Raw genomic sequence first — 16,584 nt, forward strand, 5'->3', positions numbered from 1 at the left:
AATAATTCTTAATTCGAATTATGACTATCAACAGTCTTCGGTAGATTTAATATCTCTACTGAAGACAATAACCTTTCTGTATAATGATCAATGAGTTTAAAATGGCAGAAATAGAACAAGAAAATCAACAACAAACAATACTTGATAAAGCCGTTGCCGAAGGTGGCGCTTATGAAATTCTTCGCAAACGTTTAACATCGCTTGGGCAGGAACTTAACCAAAAAGCAGAAACACTAAACCAAAAAAGGCTTTCTGAATTTGGTAAAAGTGACATGTCAATTATTAGCCGTATTCGAATAAGAACTGAAAATAATTGCATAGCAAGAGATATCGTCCGTTTTGGTGATTGGTTATTGTTTGGATATAACGTTTTTATGGGTTTAAAAAAAGAAATCAAAATTGAAGACGTTTTTTCGCTTTATCAACTAAACGAACGTGACGGTAATTATGAAGCGGATCCTGTTGATCTTTCTAATACCTTTTTAAATATTGATCGTTTTGTTCAAGATTTTAATGAGCTATATACTTATTATAAAAATGCGCAATTATTACAACTTGTAGAGAGGGATGGAAAGTTACTTGCTAGTTTTCAAATTGGTGAACGAGTTAGTGATATTCGCGTTTTTCGTTGGTCTATTTCAAGTGATAAAAAAACCATTAATTATATTGATAATCGTGGTGAGCGTGATATTGCCTTGCCTCCTGCTTATGATTTTGAATGGATCGAAACCACGCGTGAAAATATCGTTAATGGTCGATTCCCACATATCAATATATTAGATGCTGTTTTTGTTGAAACAATTGGCGGTGATTTAACCATAAAATGTGAAAATAATACCAACGATGGCCTAGGTATTTATCACGAAGATGTTATAGATAAAAATCAATCCATTAATGATGCTAAAATAGAGTATGCTAAAGTAGGATCATTAATTCTATTAAAGGTCTTACCTTACCGCGAAGATAAGTGGCGGTATTTAGTTTATAATACATTAACACAATCAGTTCAAAGAATTGACTTTATAGGTCAAGCTTGTATTCAGTTACCAGATGATCATGGCATTATTTTTCCTGGTGGTTACTATTTACAAAATGGTGAGTATAAAACCTTTGATCAATCAATGTCAGGAATGCGTTTTCGACGTATTAGGCGTTCGCCCAATGGTGAAGATGTTTTATACATATTTTATGATCCAACTTCTGGTCGTTTAGCATTATTTAACTACAATATGATTGAACGAAAACTGGATAATCCTATTTTAGGTCATGGTTATGCAGTTTTTGAAGATGGTAGAATGGTCGTTTTTGAGGGTGAAAGCAATGAACCAACTCGAGTCCACCCAATGCAAATTTGGCAAACTCCATTTTATAGTGATGAATTTGCAGCAAAACAACCAACAAATAATAGTTTTTTAGGTAAAATTGGTAATGCTGAGCTAGTTAGAGGGATTTCAGATCTCTATTTTATTGCTCGTGAAATTGATAATCAGTCAGTATCATCACAACTATATAGTAAATTAGCTGAAGATACTAAACGTCTTTTCGATACTTATTTTTGGCTAAATGATGAACAAAATTTACCTTTTCTTCCCATTTTGCGTAATATTTCACAGACAAGTGAATTAGTTCTAGATGAGTATGAAAAAGTTGAAAGCATACGCCGGCAATCAGACAGTGCTATGCGTGAAGCCATTTCAAACCAACAAGATCTGTTAACAAAACTTTATCCTGATAGTTGGAAAGAAACTCAAGAATATGTTGATGCGCTTAATGCAATCAAAATGCAATTAGGCAGCCTTGTCACGTTAAGAACTTACCGTTATATCGATTTAAATCAAATTGATATAATGGAAAATGAATTGAAAGAACGCCAATCTATTGTTTCTTTAGCTACAGCAAAATTTTTAGGTAGTGAACAAGCCTTACAGCCATTTATATCAAAAATTGATGATATTGAAAATGATATTGCTAAAGCAGAATCAGCTGTAAAACTTAGTGAGCCAATAAAAATGGCTGATGATATGTCTAATGATTTAGATATGCTATCCCAATTAATGGCATCATTAAAATTTGATGATGTTACATTACAGACTAAAATCATTGAGTCTATCGCTGAAGTTTATGCTAAGCTAAACCAAACAAAAGCAAGAATTAATCAAAAACGAAAAAATCTTTCTAGTGTTGAAATGGTTGCCCAATTTGGTGCCCAATTCAAACTATTTAATCAAAGTATTGCTAATGCATTAGGTTTAGCGACAACACCTGAAAAATGTGATGATGAGCTTTCTCGGCTTTTAGTTCAATTAGAAGAGCTCGAAAATCAATTTAGCGAAAGCGAAGAATTTTTAAATGACATATTAACAAAACGCGAAGAGATATTAGAATCATTTGAAACGCACAAACAGGTACTATTAGAAGACCGAGCCAGACGTAGTGAAGCACTGCTTACCGCTGCACAACGAATTTTAGATAGCATCCCAAGAAGAACTGCAAAATTTTCAGATCAAACCGAACTCAATGCTTTCTTTGTAGCGGATCCTTTAGCCCAAAAAATTCGTGAAATTGTCGAAAAATTAAGGGCACTGTTTGATAATGTAAAAGCTGATGATATTGAATCCCGTTTTAAAAGTGCACAAGATCAAGCAATACGCTCTTTACGTGATAAATCGGAGATCTTTGAATCAGGTGGAAATGTTATAAAACTTGGTCCAAGACATAAGTTTAGTGTTAATACTCAAGAGCTTGATCTAACCATTGTACCTAAAGAAAACCACCTATATTTACAACTAACGGGTACTAATTATCAAGAAAAAATAGAGCACCCTAAACTAGAAAGCTATAAGCCATTTTGGACTATGTCATTAGAATCCGAATCGCCTACAGTTTATCGTGCAGAATATCTTGCCTATTCAATCATTAATTCAGCATTAAAAAAAGAGCATGAATTAAGTTATGCTGATTTGGTAACTCAATTAAGCCAACCTGAGCTTTTAAGTAAAACAGTTCGCGATTATGCTGCAATACGATACCGCGAAGGTTATGAAAAAGGTATTCACGATCATGATGCTACCAAAATTTTAATAAAACTCATTCCTCTTGGTGAAACGGCAGGACTACTTCGTTACAATCCTTTAGCACGTAGTTTAGCTATGCTTTATTGGCATTGTAACCACAAAAATGATATTGCTAAGTTATGGCCTGAACGAGCAAAAACCTGTATGGATATTTATTCATTATTTGGTCATGAAGAAGGTTTAAAAAATCTACGTGCAGAAATATCAGAGCAATTAAACTTATTTTTACAAAGATACCCAATACAACATGAACCATATCATATAAAGCAGGCTTCGGAATATTTAAGTTATGTATTAGCTCAAACTCCACAACAATTTACGTTAAGTAAATATAGTCTGACATTGTTTGAAGGATTAAAAACACAGCTAGAGCAATCCCATATGTGGGGGGATTTTAATCAATCGCAAACAAGCTTAATGACACGCCTAGCCGACCGTTGGAACTTAATTGAAAGTTGGTTTAAAGGACTATGTACACTACCTCAGTACCAAAAATTTGCTGCTTATATTGCTGAAGCTACTATGCAATGTATATTAGATAAAGAAAATAGCATAACAACTACCGTTAGTGAAATTGAGCTAGATATTACGGTTAATGATCTATTAGGTGAACATCCAAGCATAAAACAAGGAGCATTAAATATAAATCTGGATGACTTTTTTAGTCGTATGCGTAAACAATCTCGTGTGATCATTCCTGAATTTCAATATTACCAAGCGCTGCGTCAAGAGGTCTTAGAAGAACAACGAAATTATTTACATCTTGAAGAATTTAAAGCAAAACCATTAAGTTCATTTGTACGTAATAAACTCATTAACCAAGTTTATTTACCAATTATTGGCGACAACTTAGCAAAACAAATGGGAACGGTGGGGGAAAGCCGTCGTACTGATTTGATGGGATTATTATTACTCATTTCACCTCCAGGTTATGGTAAAACTACTTTGATGGAATATGTGGCTAATCGTCTAGGATTAATTTTTATGAAAATTAATGGGCCAGCATTAGGTCATAGCGTGTTATCTTTTGATCCCGAGCAAGCACCAAATGCGACGGCTCGCCAAGAGCTAGAAAAGCTTAACTTAGCGCTTGAAATGGGTAATAACGTTATGCTTTATCTTGATGATATCCAACATACAAATCCTGAATTTTTACAAAAGTTTATTTCACTTTGCGATGGTTCTAGGCGTATTGAAGGGGTTTGGAAAGGTAAAACTAAAACGTATGATCTTCGAGGCAAAAAATTCTGTGTCATTATGGCTGGTAATCCTTACACTGAATCAGGTGAAGTTTTTAAAATTCCTGACATGTTAGCTAACCGTGCTGATATTTATAACTTAGGTGAAGTACTAGGGGGCATGGATGAAGTTTTTGCATCAAGCTATATTGAAAACTGTTTAACGTCCAATTCAATTTTATCACCACTTGCATTGCGTGATCTAAATGATCTGTATAAATTTATTGATCATGCGCAAGGTAAGCCATTAAATACAAATGAACTCAGTTATGCTTATAGCCAAGCTGAAATCAGTGAAATTGTTGCTGTCTTGCGTCATTTATTGAAGGTTCGTGAAGTTGTATTTAAAGTCAATCAACAATATATTATTAGTGCTGCGCAATCTGATAAATATCGAACTGAGCCACCATTTAAATTACAAGGCAGTTATCGAAACATGAATAAACTTGCTGAAAAAATATCTTCAGTAATGAATGATCAAGAGCTCAACCAAATCATTGAAGATCACTATCTTGGTGAAGCACAATTACTCACTAATGGAGCTGAAGAAAATTTACTAAAATTAGCAGAAATTCGTGATGTATTAACCAAAGAGCAAAGTAAGCGATGGCAACAAATTAAAGCCGACTTTATGCGTAACAAAAAGCTTGGAGGTGATGAGGCTAATACTGGTATTCAAATAGTTACACAGCTTGCTGATTTAGTACAAAGTGTACAAGCATTAAAGTTATAAAAAGCTTTCGGTAGGGATTTAAGGTGTCAGTCATGCCTTTGTGCATCATTTGTTGAGGTTGGCACTTTTACTATTTTGAGTAACATGATGAATTTTAAATGATAATGTAGTTTAATTGTAGGAATTGCTAGCCTTGCTTACAGTGATTTGAGAAATTATGGTAATGAATATATATAGAAATAATAATCATTACCGATTTAACTAAACTGTAGATATACAAAATAAAATATATGATAAACAGTTGCGCATTTTGAGTCGTTTTAACATCCACATTAAGGTTAATCATCAATGAAGATATTAATTGTTGAAGATGATAGTTTGCTACAAAAAGGACTATACGATGGCATAACATCAAGTGGTTATGTCTGTGAAATTGCTTCAAATGGTAAACAAGCGGAGGATTATATTCAATTTGGGCAATTTAGTTTAATTATTTTAGATTTAGGCTTACCAGATTGTGATGGTCTGGATCTGTTGATCCGTTGGCGAAAAAATAACATATCAACCCCTGTACTGATTTTAACAGCCCGCGATACGATAGAAGATAGAGTTGAAGGCTTAGATAACGGTGCCGATGATTATTTAATTAAACCTTTTGCTTTAACCGAATTATTAGCTAGAGTTAGAGCTTTAATTCGTCGAGATCAAGGTACGGCAAATAATATTATTAGTTATGGTTCTATTTCGATTGATATTAAACAACAAAAAGTAACTGTTAATAACCAAGAGGTGGTCTTGACACCAAAAGAGTTTATTGTATTGTCAAGATTGATGCTAAAAGCGGGTGAAAAGGTACACCGAGATTTATTGCAAAACGATCTTTATGATTGGCAAAGTGATCCTAGTTCCAATGTCCTTGAAGTATATATACATGGGTTACGCAATAAATTAGGGAAAAGTTTGATTCATACAGTACGAGGCTATGGTTATCAACTTAATGATAAATGTTGATAAGCTAATTAATTTAGATTAAACAATTAAACTATGATTTCAAAATCATTTAATAATATACGTTACAGCATTCGTTGGAACCTTTTCTTTACTTTAGGTTTTATTATGTTGTTTTGTCAGATTATTACCGTCCTTTGGTTATGGCATGAAAGTAAAGAGCAAATTGATGTATTGGTTAATTTAACGTTGAGCCAAAATAAAATTGATGAAGTTGTTGAACAAGAAGAGTTAGAAGCCATTTTTGTTTTATTTTGCTCTGCTTTCTCAATGATGTTAGTCACACTGTTTTTAGCATACCAAGCTATCAAACGAATCACAAAACCACTCGATATTTTAGAAAAAAATCTTAATCAACGTACTGAAGAAAACCTAAAACCCATTGAGCCAATCAGTAATATGGGGGAGATTAAATCGATTACATCAGTATTGAATAACCTTTTTGTTAGGTTAAATAATACATTAATTCAAGAACGCCTTTTTACTGCTGATGTGGCGCATGAAATGCGAACACCTTTAGCGGGTATTCGTTTACATCTAGAATTGTTAGAAAATAAAAATAACATTGATTGCACAGAGTTAATTGATCGTATAGATCGATTAGTCAGTACTGTAGAGCAGCTATTAATGCTTGCTCGAGCTAGTCAAAAATTTACTATAGGACAGTATCAACATATTAGTTTTTATGATGACATTATGATTCCTCTGTCTGATGAACTAACAGAATTGACTTCAAAAAAACAGCAACAACTTGAATGGTATTTGGCTGATAAAAACCCTATTTTTAATGGTGATGCAACCTTAATAAGACTATTAGTACGTAATTTAGTTGAAAATAGTTATCGCTACAGTCCAGAGAACACTAAAATAGTAGTAAGTTGTTATCAAGATAAAAAAGACATCGTTATTACGGTGGAAGATGAAGGAAAGGGGATTGAGGAATCTAAAAGTGAACAACTGACACAAGCTTTTTTTCGTATGGATCGTAAGCATAATGGTATAGGGCTTGGGTTAAGTATTGTTAACCGTATAGCTAAGTTACATCATGGCCTATTTACTTTGAAAAATAGACCTGATATAACGAAAGGAGCTATTGCAAAATTTCGAATTATTAGTTCAGATCATCAACTAAACGCGTGATCAATTGGTTGTTGCTATTTTCTTTAATTATTGATATTAAAAAACGTTGCCAAGTTCGTTCAATTTTAGCTTTAGCAAAAAATGGAATGTAATTGGCAATAGGAATTAAGGTTGAGTTACCAATATTATCGATAATAACTAAACGACTTTTTTCAGCACTTAAGTGTTGAAATAAAATATTTTTGCTTTTTATTGTCATTGTAATAATGCGGTCTTTCAATAAAGCTGATTTTAGCGTTTTTAACGCTAGCAATAAATCATCATAATATTGCTTAGTTAATTTTTTATCAGCGAGGTATTTTTCAAGCGGCATAGCTATTTCACCAGTATAATCTCGTATAAGTTCAAAAACATGGCCTTTACCATAACTAGTGGAAACGGGGCCGTAATATTTTGCTAGCGCATCAAATGACACATTGCGTTTAATCAGGTGTTTATAATAGGATATTTCTCGATTTGTTTCCTCTTCGGCACCAACATTATAATTTACTTTGATACACTTACTAGGATCATTAGGATAATGATAACACTTTCGATGTAATCCTTTGCTAATATAATCTTCTTCTGAAAGTTGAATTGTATTGCTCATTTATTAAAATAATTTGTTATTCAATGTTATTTTTTAGTTTATCAGTAAGTACTCTTTCTCGCTATGATTTTTTCTTTTTTACTCTAGCGCTTTTGTATTATTTCTGTATAATATTACAACCCACGTTACGACAATGTTTTCCCAACGTTGTTTGCGGTTGTCGATATTAATATAACCACTCGAAGGGGTGAGTTGACTAATTGATACAATCAAAAAGTGTAAATAAATCAAAAGATTTATTAACGTGAGATTAATTTAAAATTGGATAATTACGAATGAGTACTTTTTCAGCTAAACCAGAAACAGTAAAACGCGACTGGTATGTTGTTGATGCAGCAGGTAAAACGTTAGGTCGTTTAGCTACTGAAATCGCAAGCCGTTTGCGTGGTAAACACAAAGCAGAATATACACCACATGTTGATACAGGTGATTATATTATCGTTATCAATGCAGAAAAAGTTGCTGTAACAGGCAAAAAACGCACTGATAAGATCTATTATCGTCATACTGGCTACATCGGTGGACTTAAAGAAGCGACTTTTAAAGAAATGATTGAACGTCATCCTGAACAAGTCATCGAAATTGCTGTAAAAGGCATGTTACCGAAAGGTCCTCTTGGTCGTGCAATGTACCGTAAACTTAAAGTTTATGCTGGTAATGAGCACAATCATGCGGCACAACAACCGCAAGTATTAGATATTTAAGGGGATAAAAGATGGCTGATAATCAATATTACGGTACAGGTCGCCGCAAAAGTTCTGCTGCTCGTGTATTTATCAAACCAGGTAGTGGTAACATTGTTATTAACAAACGTTCATTAGAGCAATACTTTGGTCGTGATACAGCTCGTATGGTTGTTATGCAACCATTAGAGTTAGTTGAAATGACTGACAAACTTGATCTTTACATCACAGTTAAAGGTGGTGGTATTTCAGGTCAAGCTGGTGCGATTCGTCACGGTATTACTCGTGCATTAATGGAATATGACGAAACTTTACGCTCTGCATTACGTCAAGCTGGCTTCGTTACTCGTGATGCACGTCAAGTTGAACGTAAAAAAGTGGGGCTACGCAAAGCTCGTCGTCGTCCACAATTCAGCAAACGATAAGTGCGACAAGAGCGCACTTATGCCGATGCAACTTATTGATTTTTAATAAGTTTTCGGTGAAGTGGTTAGGGTTAATAGCCCTAATTACGCCTCGCAATATCCAAGTAGGATGTTACAATATCCGAAAGGATATTGCAATAACCCCCACTTGGTAACAAGTGTAATTTTTAGCCCATTCAGAGGCAAATCTAATACTTCTTAGTCTATTAGAAGACAATTCTAGAATTGTTAGAGAACGGTCTTCGACTTTTCAATTAATCTTATCTGATATTCTTAATTTCTAAGAAGTCTCAATAGAAATATTGAGCTGTCGAAGAAAGAGAGACCTATCGGCATATAGTTTAAGCGAAAATTGACAATATTGCGAGTATAAGTGCATAAGCTGTTGTTACCATTGTTGAGTCATATAGGAAGAAGTATTAACTATATGAGAGTCAACCTGCTATATGACTAGCAGTAGTCTAGGGATAGTGCGAGACTGGCAACGGTCTGGTGCGGAGCTTCCTGACAATGTACCCCCTTGAGGAATAGCAAGGTTAGTGGAATCGTGAGGTGAAACTAAGTAATAACTAGTAGTAAGTTATGAGGGGCTAGACTGAATAGAAAGATGAATGTAATGTGAATAGATGTTAAACGCCGTAATGCTGAAAAAGCCAAAACTACTGATAGGCTTTGACCAAAAGGTAAAGTAGTCGGTTATTCCCTTTTAACGTGGGAATACGTCATCAACAAGACTATCGGCGGACAGTCTACATCTTAACTATTCGTGTGGTAATAACGGAACTTGGTAAGCCTGTACATTTGCCGTCCACAATTCAGCAATCGTATTATATAGAGCGCAAAAATTGAGGATTGGCAGGCAGAGCGTAAGTAATGCTGTTAAGCGTGCAGGTAAAGGAGGTTAGAGAAAGCGAATGATTGGCTGTAATGGCTGATATAGGGTATGAAACATGACCTAACTCGAAAGGGTGCAGACTTTTAACTGGTCTTTCGTCGCAAGATGTTAGGCTAATCCTTTGGTGGGTAATTTCTAATGGAATTATTTTAGGCGAGGGATGAGCTAGCGAAATGCTGAGCAGTTGTGGACTATCGGGAAAATAGTCCACCTGTGAACATTCGCCAAGCTCAAAACTCAATCATTAACCATGTTACAGTGTGGTAGAGTTATTTGATTAACTGAATAACGACCACACCTAACGTGGGTTCGTTTCCGTGGTAGTTATTCACACGAATCAAGTAAATTCTGCTACTTCTTGTATCGAGAGGTAGGTATGAAAGAGCAAAATCATGATAGCAAAAAAGTAGCACGTGGTCTAGCTCCAGCGACCTCTGACATGGCGAAGCAATGGCACAATATCGATTGGGTCAAAGCAACAAGGCATGTTAAAGGATTGCAGAGTCGGATTGCGAAAGCGACACTTGAAAATGATTGGCGCAAGGTTAAACGCTTGCAAAGATTGTTGACACGCTCAACTTATGCTAAGCAATTAGCGGTAAGGCGAGTGACTGAAAATAGAGGTAAAAGGACGGCAGGTGTTGATAAGGTAACTTGGAGCACCGCTGAGGCAAAATGGAAAGCGATTGTAACGCTCACCAACAAGGGATATAAACCGCAACCATTAAGGCGGGTCTATATTCCTAAGTCTGACGGGAAGAAACGCCATTTGGGTATTCCGACCATAAAAGACAGGGCAATGCAAGCACTCTATCTATTTGCCCTGCAGCCTGTTTCGGAGACAACGGCGGATAAAGGCTCTTATGGTTTTCGTATTAATCGTTCAACGGCAGATGCGATAACCCATATACATCGAATATTCTCACACAAGGGGCGGAAAACTAACCAACCTGCGCAGTGGGTATTAGATGCAGATATCAAGGGCTGTTTTGACCACATTAGCCATGATTGGTTAATAGCGAATATTCCAATGAATAAGCGGATATTAACGAAGTGGTTAAAATCGGGTGTTGTTGACATGGGGCAGGTGAAGATGACTGAGGCGGGCACACCGCAAGGTGGGATTATCTCGCCAACGCTAGCCAACATGGCGTTAGACGGCTTGGAAAAAGAGCTAGCCAATCACTTTGGTGAGAAAGCGAGCAGGAAAATCAGGCAACATAAAACGTACATGGTTAGGTATGCAGACGACTTTATTATTTCAGTGGTTTCAAAAGAATTACTGGAAGAAAAGGTCATTCCTGTAGTGGAGGAATTTCTCAAAGAGAGAGGACTAACACTTTCGGAGAGAAAAACACAGGTGGTACATATCAAGCAAGGGTTTGATTTCTTAGGTTGGACAGTGAGACAATTTAATGACAAGATTTTAATCAAACCGAGCAAAAAGAACGTGAAAGCATTCTATAGCAAGGTGAGAAACAGAATCAAAAAGTCTAAAATGGTCAAACAAGAAGAGCTAATTAAGCGATTAAATCCAATGATTCGGGGATGGGCTAACTATCACCGAAGTCAAGTAGCCAGTGATGCCTATGGGCGAATGGATGCACTAATATGGTGGGCAATTTGGCGTTGGTGCAAGAGACGACACAGTAAGAAAGGTAAACGTTGGATTAAAGAGAAATACTTTAAAACAACCGTTAACCGAGTGTGGAACTTTGGCACGATGATAAAGGACCGCCATGGGATGGATAAATGGGTTGAATTATTGCTGTAGCAAGACGGCAATCAAACGACATAGCAAGGTTAAATCGGACTATAATCCATTTTTACCCGAATGGGAATTATACGGAGAAACATTACACCAGAAGCGGATGTATGAGGAATTCTCACACATACACAAATGGCAAATGCTGTATAAGGAACAAAAAGGTCATTGTGGTTTATGTCAACTCCCAATCACAAAAGAGACGGGATGGCACGACCACCATATTATCTACAAAATGCACGGAGGGGCGGATACGCTCAAAAATAGGGTGTTACTACATCCTATTTGCCACAAAAAAGTCCATGCACTGAAATTGGAGGTAGTGAAACTGGCTTACTAAAGTCAATTGAAAGGCTTGAGCTGTATGCGGAGAAATTCGCTCGTACAGTTCTTAGGGGGCGGTGATACAGTAATGTGTCACTGCCACCCGACTTAAGTTCAATATTACAAATTTGTTTCAAACCCAGAGTTATCTGGGTTTTTTTATTTTAAATTTTTATATTAAAACACAGGTTTTCCTGAAATTTTTTTACAAAACTATATTTTTAATGAAAAGAATGTAAGAAAATTCATTTTTTTTAACAAATTTGTTATTCGATTTGTTAGAATAGTTATTAGTGAGAATTATTTTAATTTTATACATTTGGAGTGGATATGGTTGTTGCTGTTAATAAACGTTCTGTGATGACATTATTTTGTGATACAACAGATATTTACGGACATCAGATTCGTCTTGTTCTAGCAGAAAAAGGGGTAACTGCTGAAATAGAATTTGTAACGGCGGATAATTTACCTCAGGAATTATTGGATCTTAATCCTTATGGATCAATTCCAACATTAATTGACCGCGATCTTACGTTATATGAGCCTCATATTGCGTTAGAGTATCTAGATGAACGTTTTCCTCATCCACCATTAATGCCAGTTTATCCAATTGTTCGAGCTAATTCAAGATTAACAATGTATCGTATTAAAAAAGAGTGGTATAGTGCTTATGAAACAATTATTGCCAACCCTAATAGCGATGCAGCTAAAATAGCACGAAAAAATCTTGTTGATGATTTGGTTTCAATTTCGGTTATGTTTAAAGAAAAAGACTATTTTATGAGTGATGATTTCACATTATGTGATTGTTATTTTGCACCATTACTTTGGCGCTTACCATTACTTGGTATTGAATTACCAAAAGTGGCTGAAAAGAATTATTTAGCTTACATGTCACGAATTTTTGAACGTCCTGCTTTTGTTAGTTCATTAACCGAAGAAGAAAAAAGAATAAGAGCATAATTTATTTTCATTTATAATAACTTTAAACAAGGTAATCTTAATGGAACTTGAACAAATGTCACCACGTCGGCCTTATGTATTTAGGGCTTTTTATGATTGGATTTTAGATAATGAATTGACGCCTTATATTGTGGTTAATACATCGATACATGGTGTATTAGTACCTCAAGAGTTTATTCAAAATAATCAAATAATATTAAATATTGCACCACAGTCAGTTGGGCAATATTTAGCAAATAATGAACAAATTGAATTTAATGCTCGCTTTTCAGGTGTACCTCAACATATTGTTGTTCCAATGGCGGCAATTGAAGCAATTTATGCTCGTGAAAATGGTGTTGGGATGGGATTTGAAGATGAGCCTCAATATCAGGCACAGCGTGAGTCTTTATCTCAACAACTTGAACAATCTAAACCAAAACCTAATCCATTTCGAGTCGTTAAATAGTGTTTTTTATTATTTGATAAGGTGCTTTTTAAGAACCTAATTGCTAGCGGTTTGTGTCTTTGATGATGCTAATACGATGAAATTAGAGCTAAATTCATTTGCTAATAGCGATGTGTTTGTAACGCTAATCGGTATTAAGTCAAGGTATTGTAGTGGTTCGTTTAAAAGCTAACTAGAAAAAATATTGATTTTATCATGTTTTTATATGACGACTTCTAGCTAAAACCGCTAACAAAATGCCGCTATAAAGTCCCCAAGTTAAAGTTAATATATTATTTAAAAATAATTTACAATTAATTAACAAAAAACTGGCGTTTTAGTATTCAGTTAACTATAATTTTGACCGCTTTTTGACAAAATATATCTCATTAAAAAATGGGCAATTATAAAACTAAAACAACAAATTAATTGAGGATTGGAAATTGTGTTATCATAATAAAAAGTGTTGGTATTTCTATACTCTAAACCTATTTAAACTTTACTGTAATCAAAAACAGGTTCTATTCTTATTTTTATCTTTATCTTTATCTTTATCTTCAGGTCAAACGAAATCGCCAAGATTGTCGCTAATTTTCAACTTGTTATCCAAATCATCTTTAGCTTTTGTACTGCCGCTGTTATTGCTCTATTCAGTAGATTCACTAGCCTTGTCAACTCATACATCTCAGGTCATTCATGGCTCGGCGCCATATTTGACACTTGATGGTGGCGTTACCAAATTAGATACAACTAATGACTTATTAAGTATTAAATTATCAAACGGCCAAGTTTTCAGTCCACAAAATAATAACTCAGCGATGAATCCAATCCAGTTACCTAATGCTGGTGATACCCTTGTTAATATTGAAATGATAGTTCCCCCATCAACTAACTTGATAAGTATAAGTAGTTTGGTAACTCAAGGTAATTGGGGGGATGATGATGGAGATGGGCAGGGAAGTAATAGTGTCACTGCAACAGGGAATATATCAGTATCGCTTACGGATAAAAATGGTAATGCTGTTAGCCGCAGTGATATATTAGATATTTGTAATGCACCTTATAGAGTAACATTAAGTAGTACAGATGCTACTTTAGAAACAAAGTATGGTGTGCCAAATAGAAGTACTTTTAGCGGAAATACGGTGTCATATTATATCAACCCAAATTCACAGCAGCCTAAAGTTTGTTATGTAAGGCCTCGCTTAATATTTGGTGGTACTAATTTTGCTGGAGATAACCCTCGCTTTGCGGGTCCATCTAGTATATGGGATCCTGCTAAAGGTTTTTTAACACAGTCAATTAATCCATCTTCTTATAATCTTAATTTTCCCACAACGGCAGCTGATGGATTATATTTTGATTTGGATATAGGTGGGGTGGATGCAAGTCAGTTGACGTGGTCTTCAGAAACTCACGGTGGGATAACAGCAACAGTGAGTTGGGTAAAACCTCGTTCAGACTCATTCACCATTCCATGCCGATGGTGCTGGGGTGTTACTACATACGATGATTGGATTACAGATAAATCCAAAAACGTAACGCGAGTAACGTTAAATGGCCCTAGGGCGAATAATACCCAAATACAATCAAGTAATCCTAGTCTACTTACTGTGCCATCTTTGCCGCAACTATTTGTGTTGGAAGGGAAGAATAGTAGTGGTGTGGTTGTTAAATATGGATTTGAGCTAAAGCAGTGGTTTGTCCATCGGGGAGAGAAATATACTACTGTTCCTGAGCAAGCAACTTGGTGTAGTAGTTTGGGTTATCGTTTTTCGAAGATAAGAGATTTAAGCAATGCGAAATGTGGTGTGGATAATGCTTATTTTCCATGTATAAGCGGCATAGATGGTTCCACGCCGTCGTCAAATACTCTATATTACCAACGTCAAATAGGGGCGGGATTTTTAAGTGAGTGGAGTGATGTATCTTATTATGGTGATGTGGCAGGTTTTGGTCGTGGTGATATTTGGACAAATGATGCGGTATCAAATACAACTCACTTATATATTCACAGTAATGGTTATGTGGATAAGTGGAGCGCCTCTGGAGGTGGCTATGCTGTTTGCACCGTACCTTAGTTTTTAGTATTTAGTTCTTAATTCTTTGTCTGTAGGGAGCTAATGGTGTAAATTGGAAGGTTAATCAACCAACCAAGAAGCCAAGCCCCTCAACATTAAGCCAAGTCAGTTAGGTTAGAGAAATGTTATTGTGGTTAACTACCCAAAAGTGTTATTCATTAGTACGGATCATTAGTCAATCGCTAATTTCCCAACCTAAATATAACCACTATTTCGATTTTGAACACCCAAACCACAAACGCCTATCTCCTTACTTTAATACATGTTTAAGTGTATTTCTTCAAATTTTCAAGATATGATATAGCAAAATAACCAATATAAAACAGAACAATGAGTAACGAAATCGAATTAAAATTTGAAATCAATACCAACGATATTGCCAGTTTAAAAAATTATTTAGATCAATGGGCTGATTGTGACGAGGCCGAGTTTTCGGCATCGTTAGCATTATCATCAACAAAACGCAGTGTTAGCAAACAAAACTTGACCAATACTTATTACGATACCAGTGATTATTACTTGCGTAATCATGGTTGTGGGCTGCGTGTAAGAGGGTGTGATGATAATTTCGCAAAACATTTTGAAATCACATTAAAACGTGACAAAAAATCGATTGCGGGGTTGCATGAGCGTGCTGAATTTAATGTCGATTTGCCAGATTCTGTTCCTGATTTAACCGTATTACCTTGCCATGCTCTGCCAAATGACTGTGATATTACTGAGCTACAACGGAATTTACAGCCTTTGTTTACCACCAATTTTGAGCGGCAAACGTGGTTAATTTCGTTTGCAAGTAGTGAAATAGAAGTTGCGTTAGATCAAGGGCAAATTAGTTCAAATAATCAATCTATCCCTATTAAGGAAGTTGAGCTTGAAATCAAGCAAGGCAATAAAAACGATTTACTTAATTTTGCTATTGAGCTAAGTCGATTTAATTTGCATCTTTTTTCACAAAGCAAAGCTTCTAGAGGGTATCGATTACTGAATAATTTGGCACCTAAACAGTGCGATTACGCGCTTTCAAGTCAATGTGATTTGTCTAAATTGCTTGAGTTTTGGCAACAAAACGAAGAATATGCTTTAGAAGTGGATGATTTGGAATACTACAAGCAAACTTTAAATCAAGTAAATGATCAGTTAAGCAATAAACCGCTTTCTAACGAGCCGGAGTTTGCTCAATGGCAAGCGGCATTGTTGGTTATTAATTCTGTAAAAGAATTTGCTTTTAATGAGATAAATACGAAGCTAAAACTAATGTTAATTGTTGCAATAAATAAAACTAATATATAAGGATATAGA

The 16,584-nt window shown here is 35.4% G+C and carries 12 protein-coding genes; 11 read left to right on the plus strand and 1 reads right to left on the minus strand.

Features of this window, described 5'->3' with window-relative positions:
• The first annotated feature begins 101 nt into the window (after positions 1-101).
• The 3 genes from A9G35_RS02580 to pmrB all read left to right on the plus strand — a co-directional run bounded on the left by A9G35_RS02580 (position 102) and on the right by pmrB (position 7,133).
• Entirely contained in the window at positions 102-5,045 is a 4,944-nt protein-coding gene (locus A9G35_RS02580; protein WP_065635546.1) for a DNA repair ATPase, read from the plus strand.
• Positions 5,046-5,333: 288 nt separating this feature from the next.
• The gene (pmrA, locus tag A9G35_RS02585) at positions 5,334-5,996 is read left to right on the plus strand and encodes a two-component system response regulator PmrA (protein ID WP_065635547.1); all 663 of its coding nucleotides are present in this window, start codon (positions 5,334-5,336) and stop codon (positions 5,994-5,996) included.
• Positions 5,997-6,029: 33 nt separating this feature from the next.
• Positions 6,030-7,133, plus strand: a complete 1,104-nt coding sequence (gene pmrB / locus A9G35_RS02590) for a two-component system sensor histidine kinase PmrB (RefSeq protein ID WP_065635548.1) — start codon at positions 6,030-6,032, stop codon at positions 7,131-7,133.
• Here pmrB and A9G35_RS02595 read toward each other — a convergent pair.
• Positions 7,105-7,722, minus strand: coding sequence for a YrbL family protein (locus A9G35_RS02595; protein ID WP_065635549.1), 618 nt, complete (start codon positions 7,720-7,722; stop codon positions 7,105-7,107). The genes pmrB and A9G35_RS02595 overlap by 29 nt on opposite strands.
• Positions 7,723-7,997: 275 nt before the next feature.
• Between A9G35_RS02595 and rplM the strand changes: the two genes are divergently transcribed.
• From rplM to A9G35_RS02630, 8 genes are all read left to right on the plus strand, one after another.
• Complete coding sequence (gene rplM / locus A9G35_RS02600) at positions 7,998-8,426, plus strand: 50S ribosomal protein L13 (RefSeq protein WP_065566227.1); 429 nt, start codon at positions 7,998-8,000, stop codon at positions 8,424-8,426.
• Between the two features lie 11 nt (positions 8,427-8,437).
• Positions 8,438-8,830, plus strand: a complete 393-nt coding sequence (rpsI, locus tag A9G35_RS02605) for a 30S ribosomal protein S9 (RefSeq protein WP_034915459.1) — start codon at positions 8,438-8,440, stop codon at positions 8,828-8,830.
• Between the two features lie 1,271 nt (positions 8,831-10,101).
• Positions 10,102-11,499, plus strand: coding sequence for a group II intron reverse transcriptase/maturase (gene ltrA, locus A9G35_RS02610; RefSeq protein WP_255305919.1), 1,398 nt, complete (start codon positions 10,102-10,104; stop codon positions 11,497-11,499).
• Between the two features lie 133 nt (positions 11,500-11,632).
• Positions 11,633-11,830 (plus strand): HNH endonuclease, encoded by a 198-nt coding sequence (locus A9G35_RS13830; protein ID WP_255305925.1) that lies wholly within the window; start codon positions 11,633-11,635, stop codon positions 11,828-11,830.
• A gap of 314 nt (positions 11,831-12,144) precedes the next feature.
• On the plus strand, positions 12,145-12,777 hold the full coding sequence (sspA, locus tag A9G35_RS02615; protein ID WP_065635550.1) for a stringent starvation protein SspA: 633 nt from the start codon (positions 12,145-12,147) through the stop codon (positions 12,775-12,777).
• A gap of 40 nt (positions 12,778-12,817) precedes the next feature.
• Positions 12,818-13,225 (plus strand): ClpXP protease specificity-enhancing factor, encoded by a 408-nt coding sequence (locus A9G35_RS02620; protein ID WP_065635551.1) that lies wholly within the window; start codon positions 12,818-12,820, stop codon positions 13,223-13,225.
• A gap of 578 nt (positions 13,226-13,803) precedes the next feature.
• The gene (locus A9G35_RS02625; RefSeq protein ID WP_141673744.1) at positions 13,804-15,285 is read left to right on the plus strand and encodes a hypothetical protein; all 1,482 of its coding nucleotides are present in this window, start codon (positions 13,804-13,806) and stop codon (positions 15,283-15,285) included.
• 330 nt (positions 15,286-15,615) lie between these two features.
• The gene (locus A9G35_RS02630; RefSeq protein WP_065635553.1) at positions 15,616-16,575 is read left to right on the plus strand and encodes a CYTH domain-containing protein; all 960 of its coding nucleotides are present in this window, start codon (positions 15,616-15,618) and stop codon (positions 16,573-16,575) included.
• Positions 16,576-16,584: the final 9 nt, after the last annotated feature.

This window comes from Gilliamella sp. Choc5-1 (assembly GCF_001690595.1).
GTDB classification, from domain to species: Bacteria; Pseudomonadota; Gammaproteobacteria; order Enterobacterales; family Orbaceae; genus Gilliamella; species Gilliamella apicola_M.

Coding starts and splice junctions, on each gene's coding strand:
- A9G35_RS02580 (WP_065635546.1), top strand. CDS start 102: ATGGCAGAAATAGAACAAGAAAATCAACAACAAACAATACTTGATAAA.
- pmrA (WP_065635547.1), top strand. CDS start 5,334: ATGAAGATATTAATTGTTGAAGATGATAGTTTGCTACAAAAAGGACTA.
- pmrB (WP_065635548.1), top strand. CDS start 6,030: ATGATTTCAAAATCATTTAATAATATACGTTACAGCATTCGTTGGAAC.
- A9G35_RS02595 (WP_065635549.1), bottom strand. CDS start 7,722: ATGAGCAATACAATTCAACTTTCAGAAGAAGATTATATTAGCAAAGGA.
- rplM (WP_065566227.1), top strand. CDS start 7,998: ATGAGTACTTTTTCAGCTAAACCAGAAACAGTAAAACGCGACTGGTAT.
- rpsI (WP_034915459.1), top strand. CDS start 8,438: ATGGCTGATAATCAATATTACGGTACAGGTCGCCGCAAAAGTTCTGCT.
- ltrA (WP_255305919.1), top strand. CDS start 10,102: ATGAAAGAGCAAAATCATGATAGCAAAAAAGTAGCACGTGGTCTAGCT.
- A9G35_RS13830 (WP_255305925.1), top strand. CDS start 11,633: ATGCTGTATAAGGAACAAAAAGGTCATTGTGGTTTATGTCAACTCCCA.
- sspA (WP_065635550.1), top strand. CDS start 12,145: ATGGTTGTTGCTGTTAATAAACGTTCTGTGATGACATTATTTTGTGAT.
- A9G35_RS02620 (WP_065635551.1), top strand. CDS start 12,818: ATGGAACTTGAACAAATGTCACCACGTCGGCCTTATGTATTTAGGGCT.
- A9G35_RS02630 (WP_065635553.1), top strand. CDS start 15,616: ATGAGTAACGAAATCGAATTAAAATTTGAAATCAATACCAACGATATT.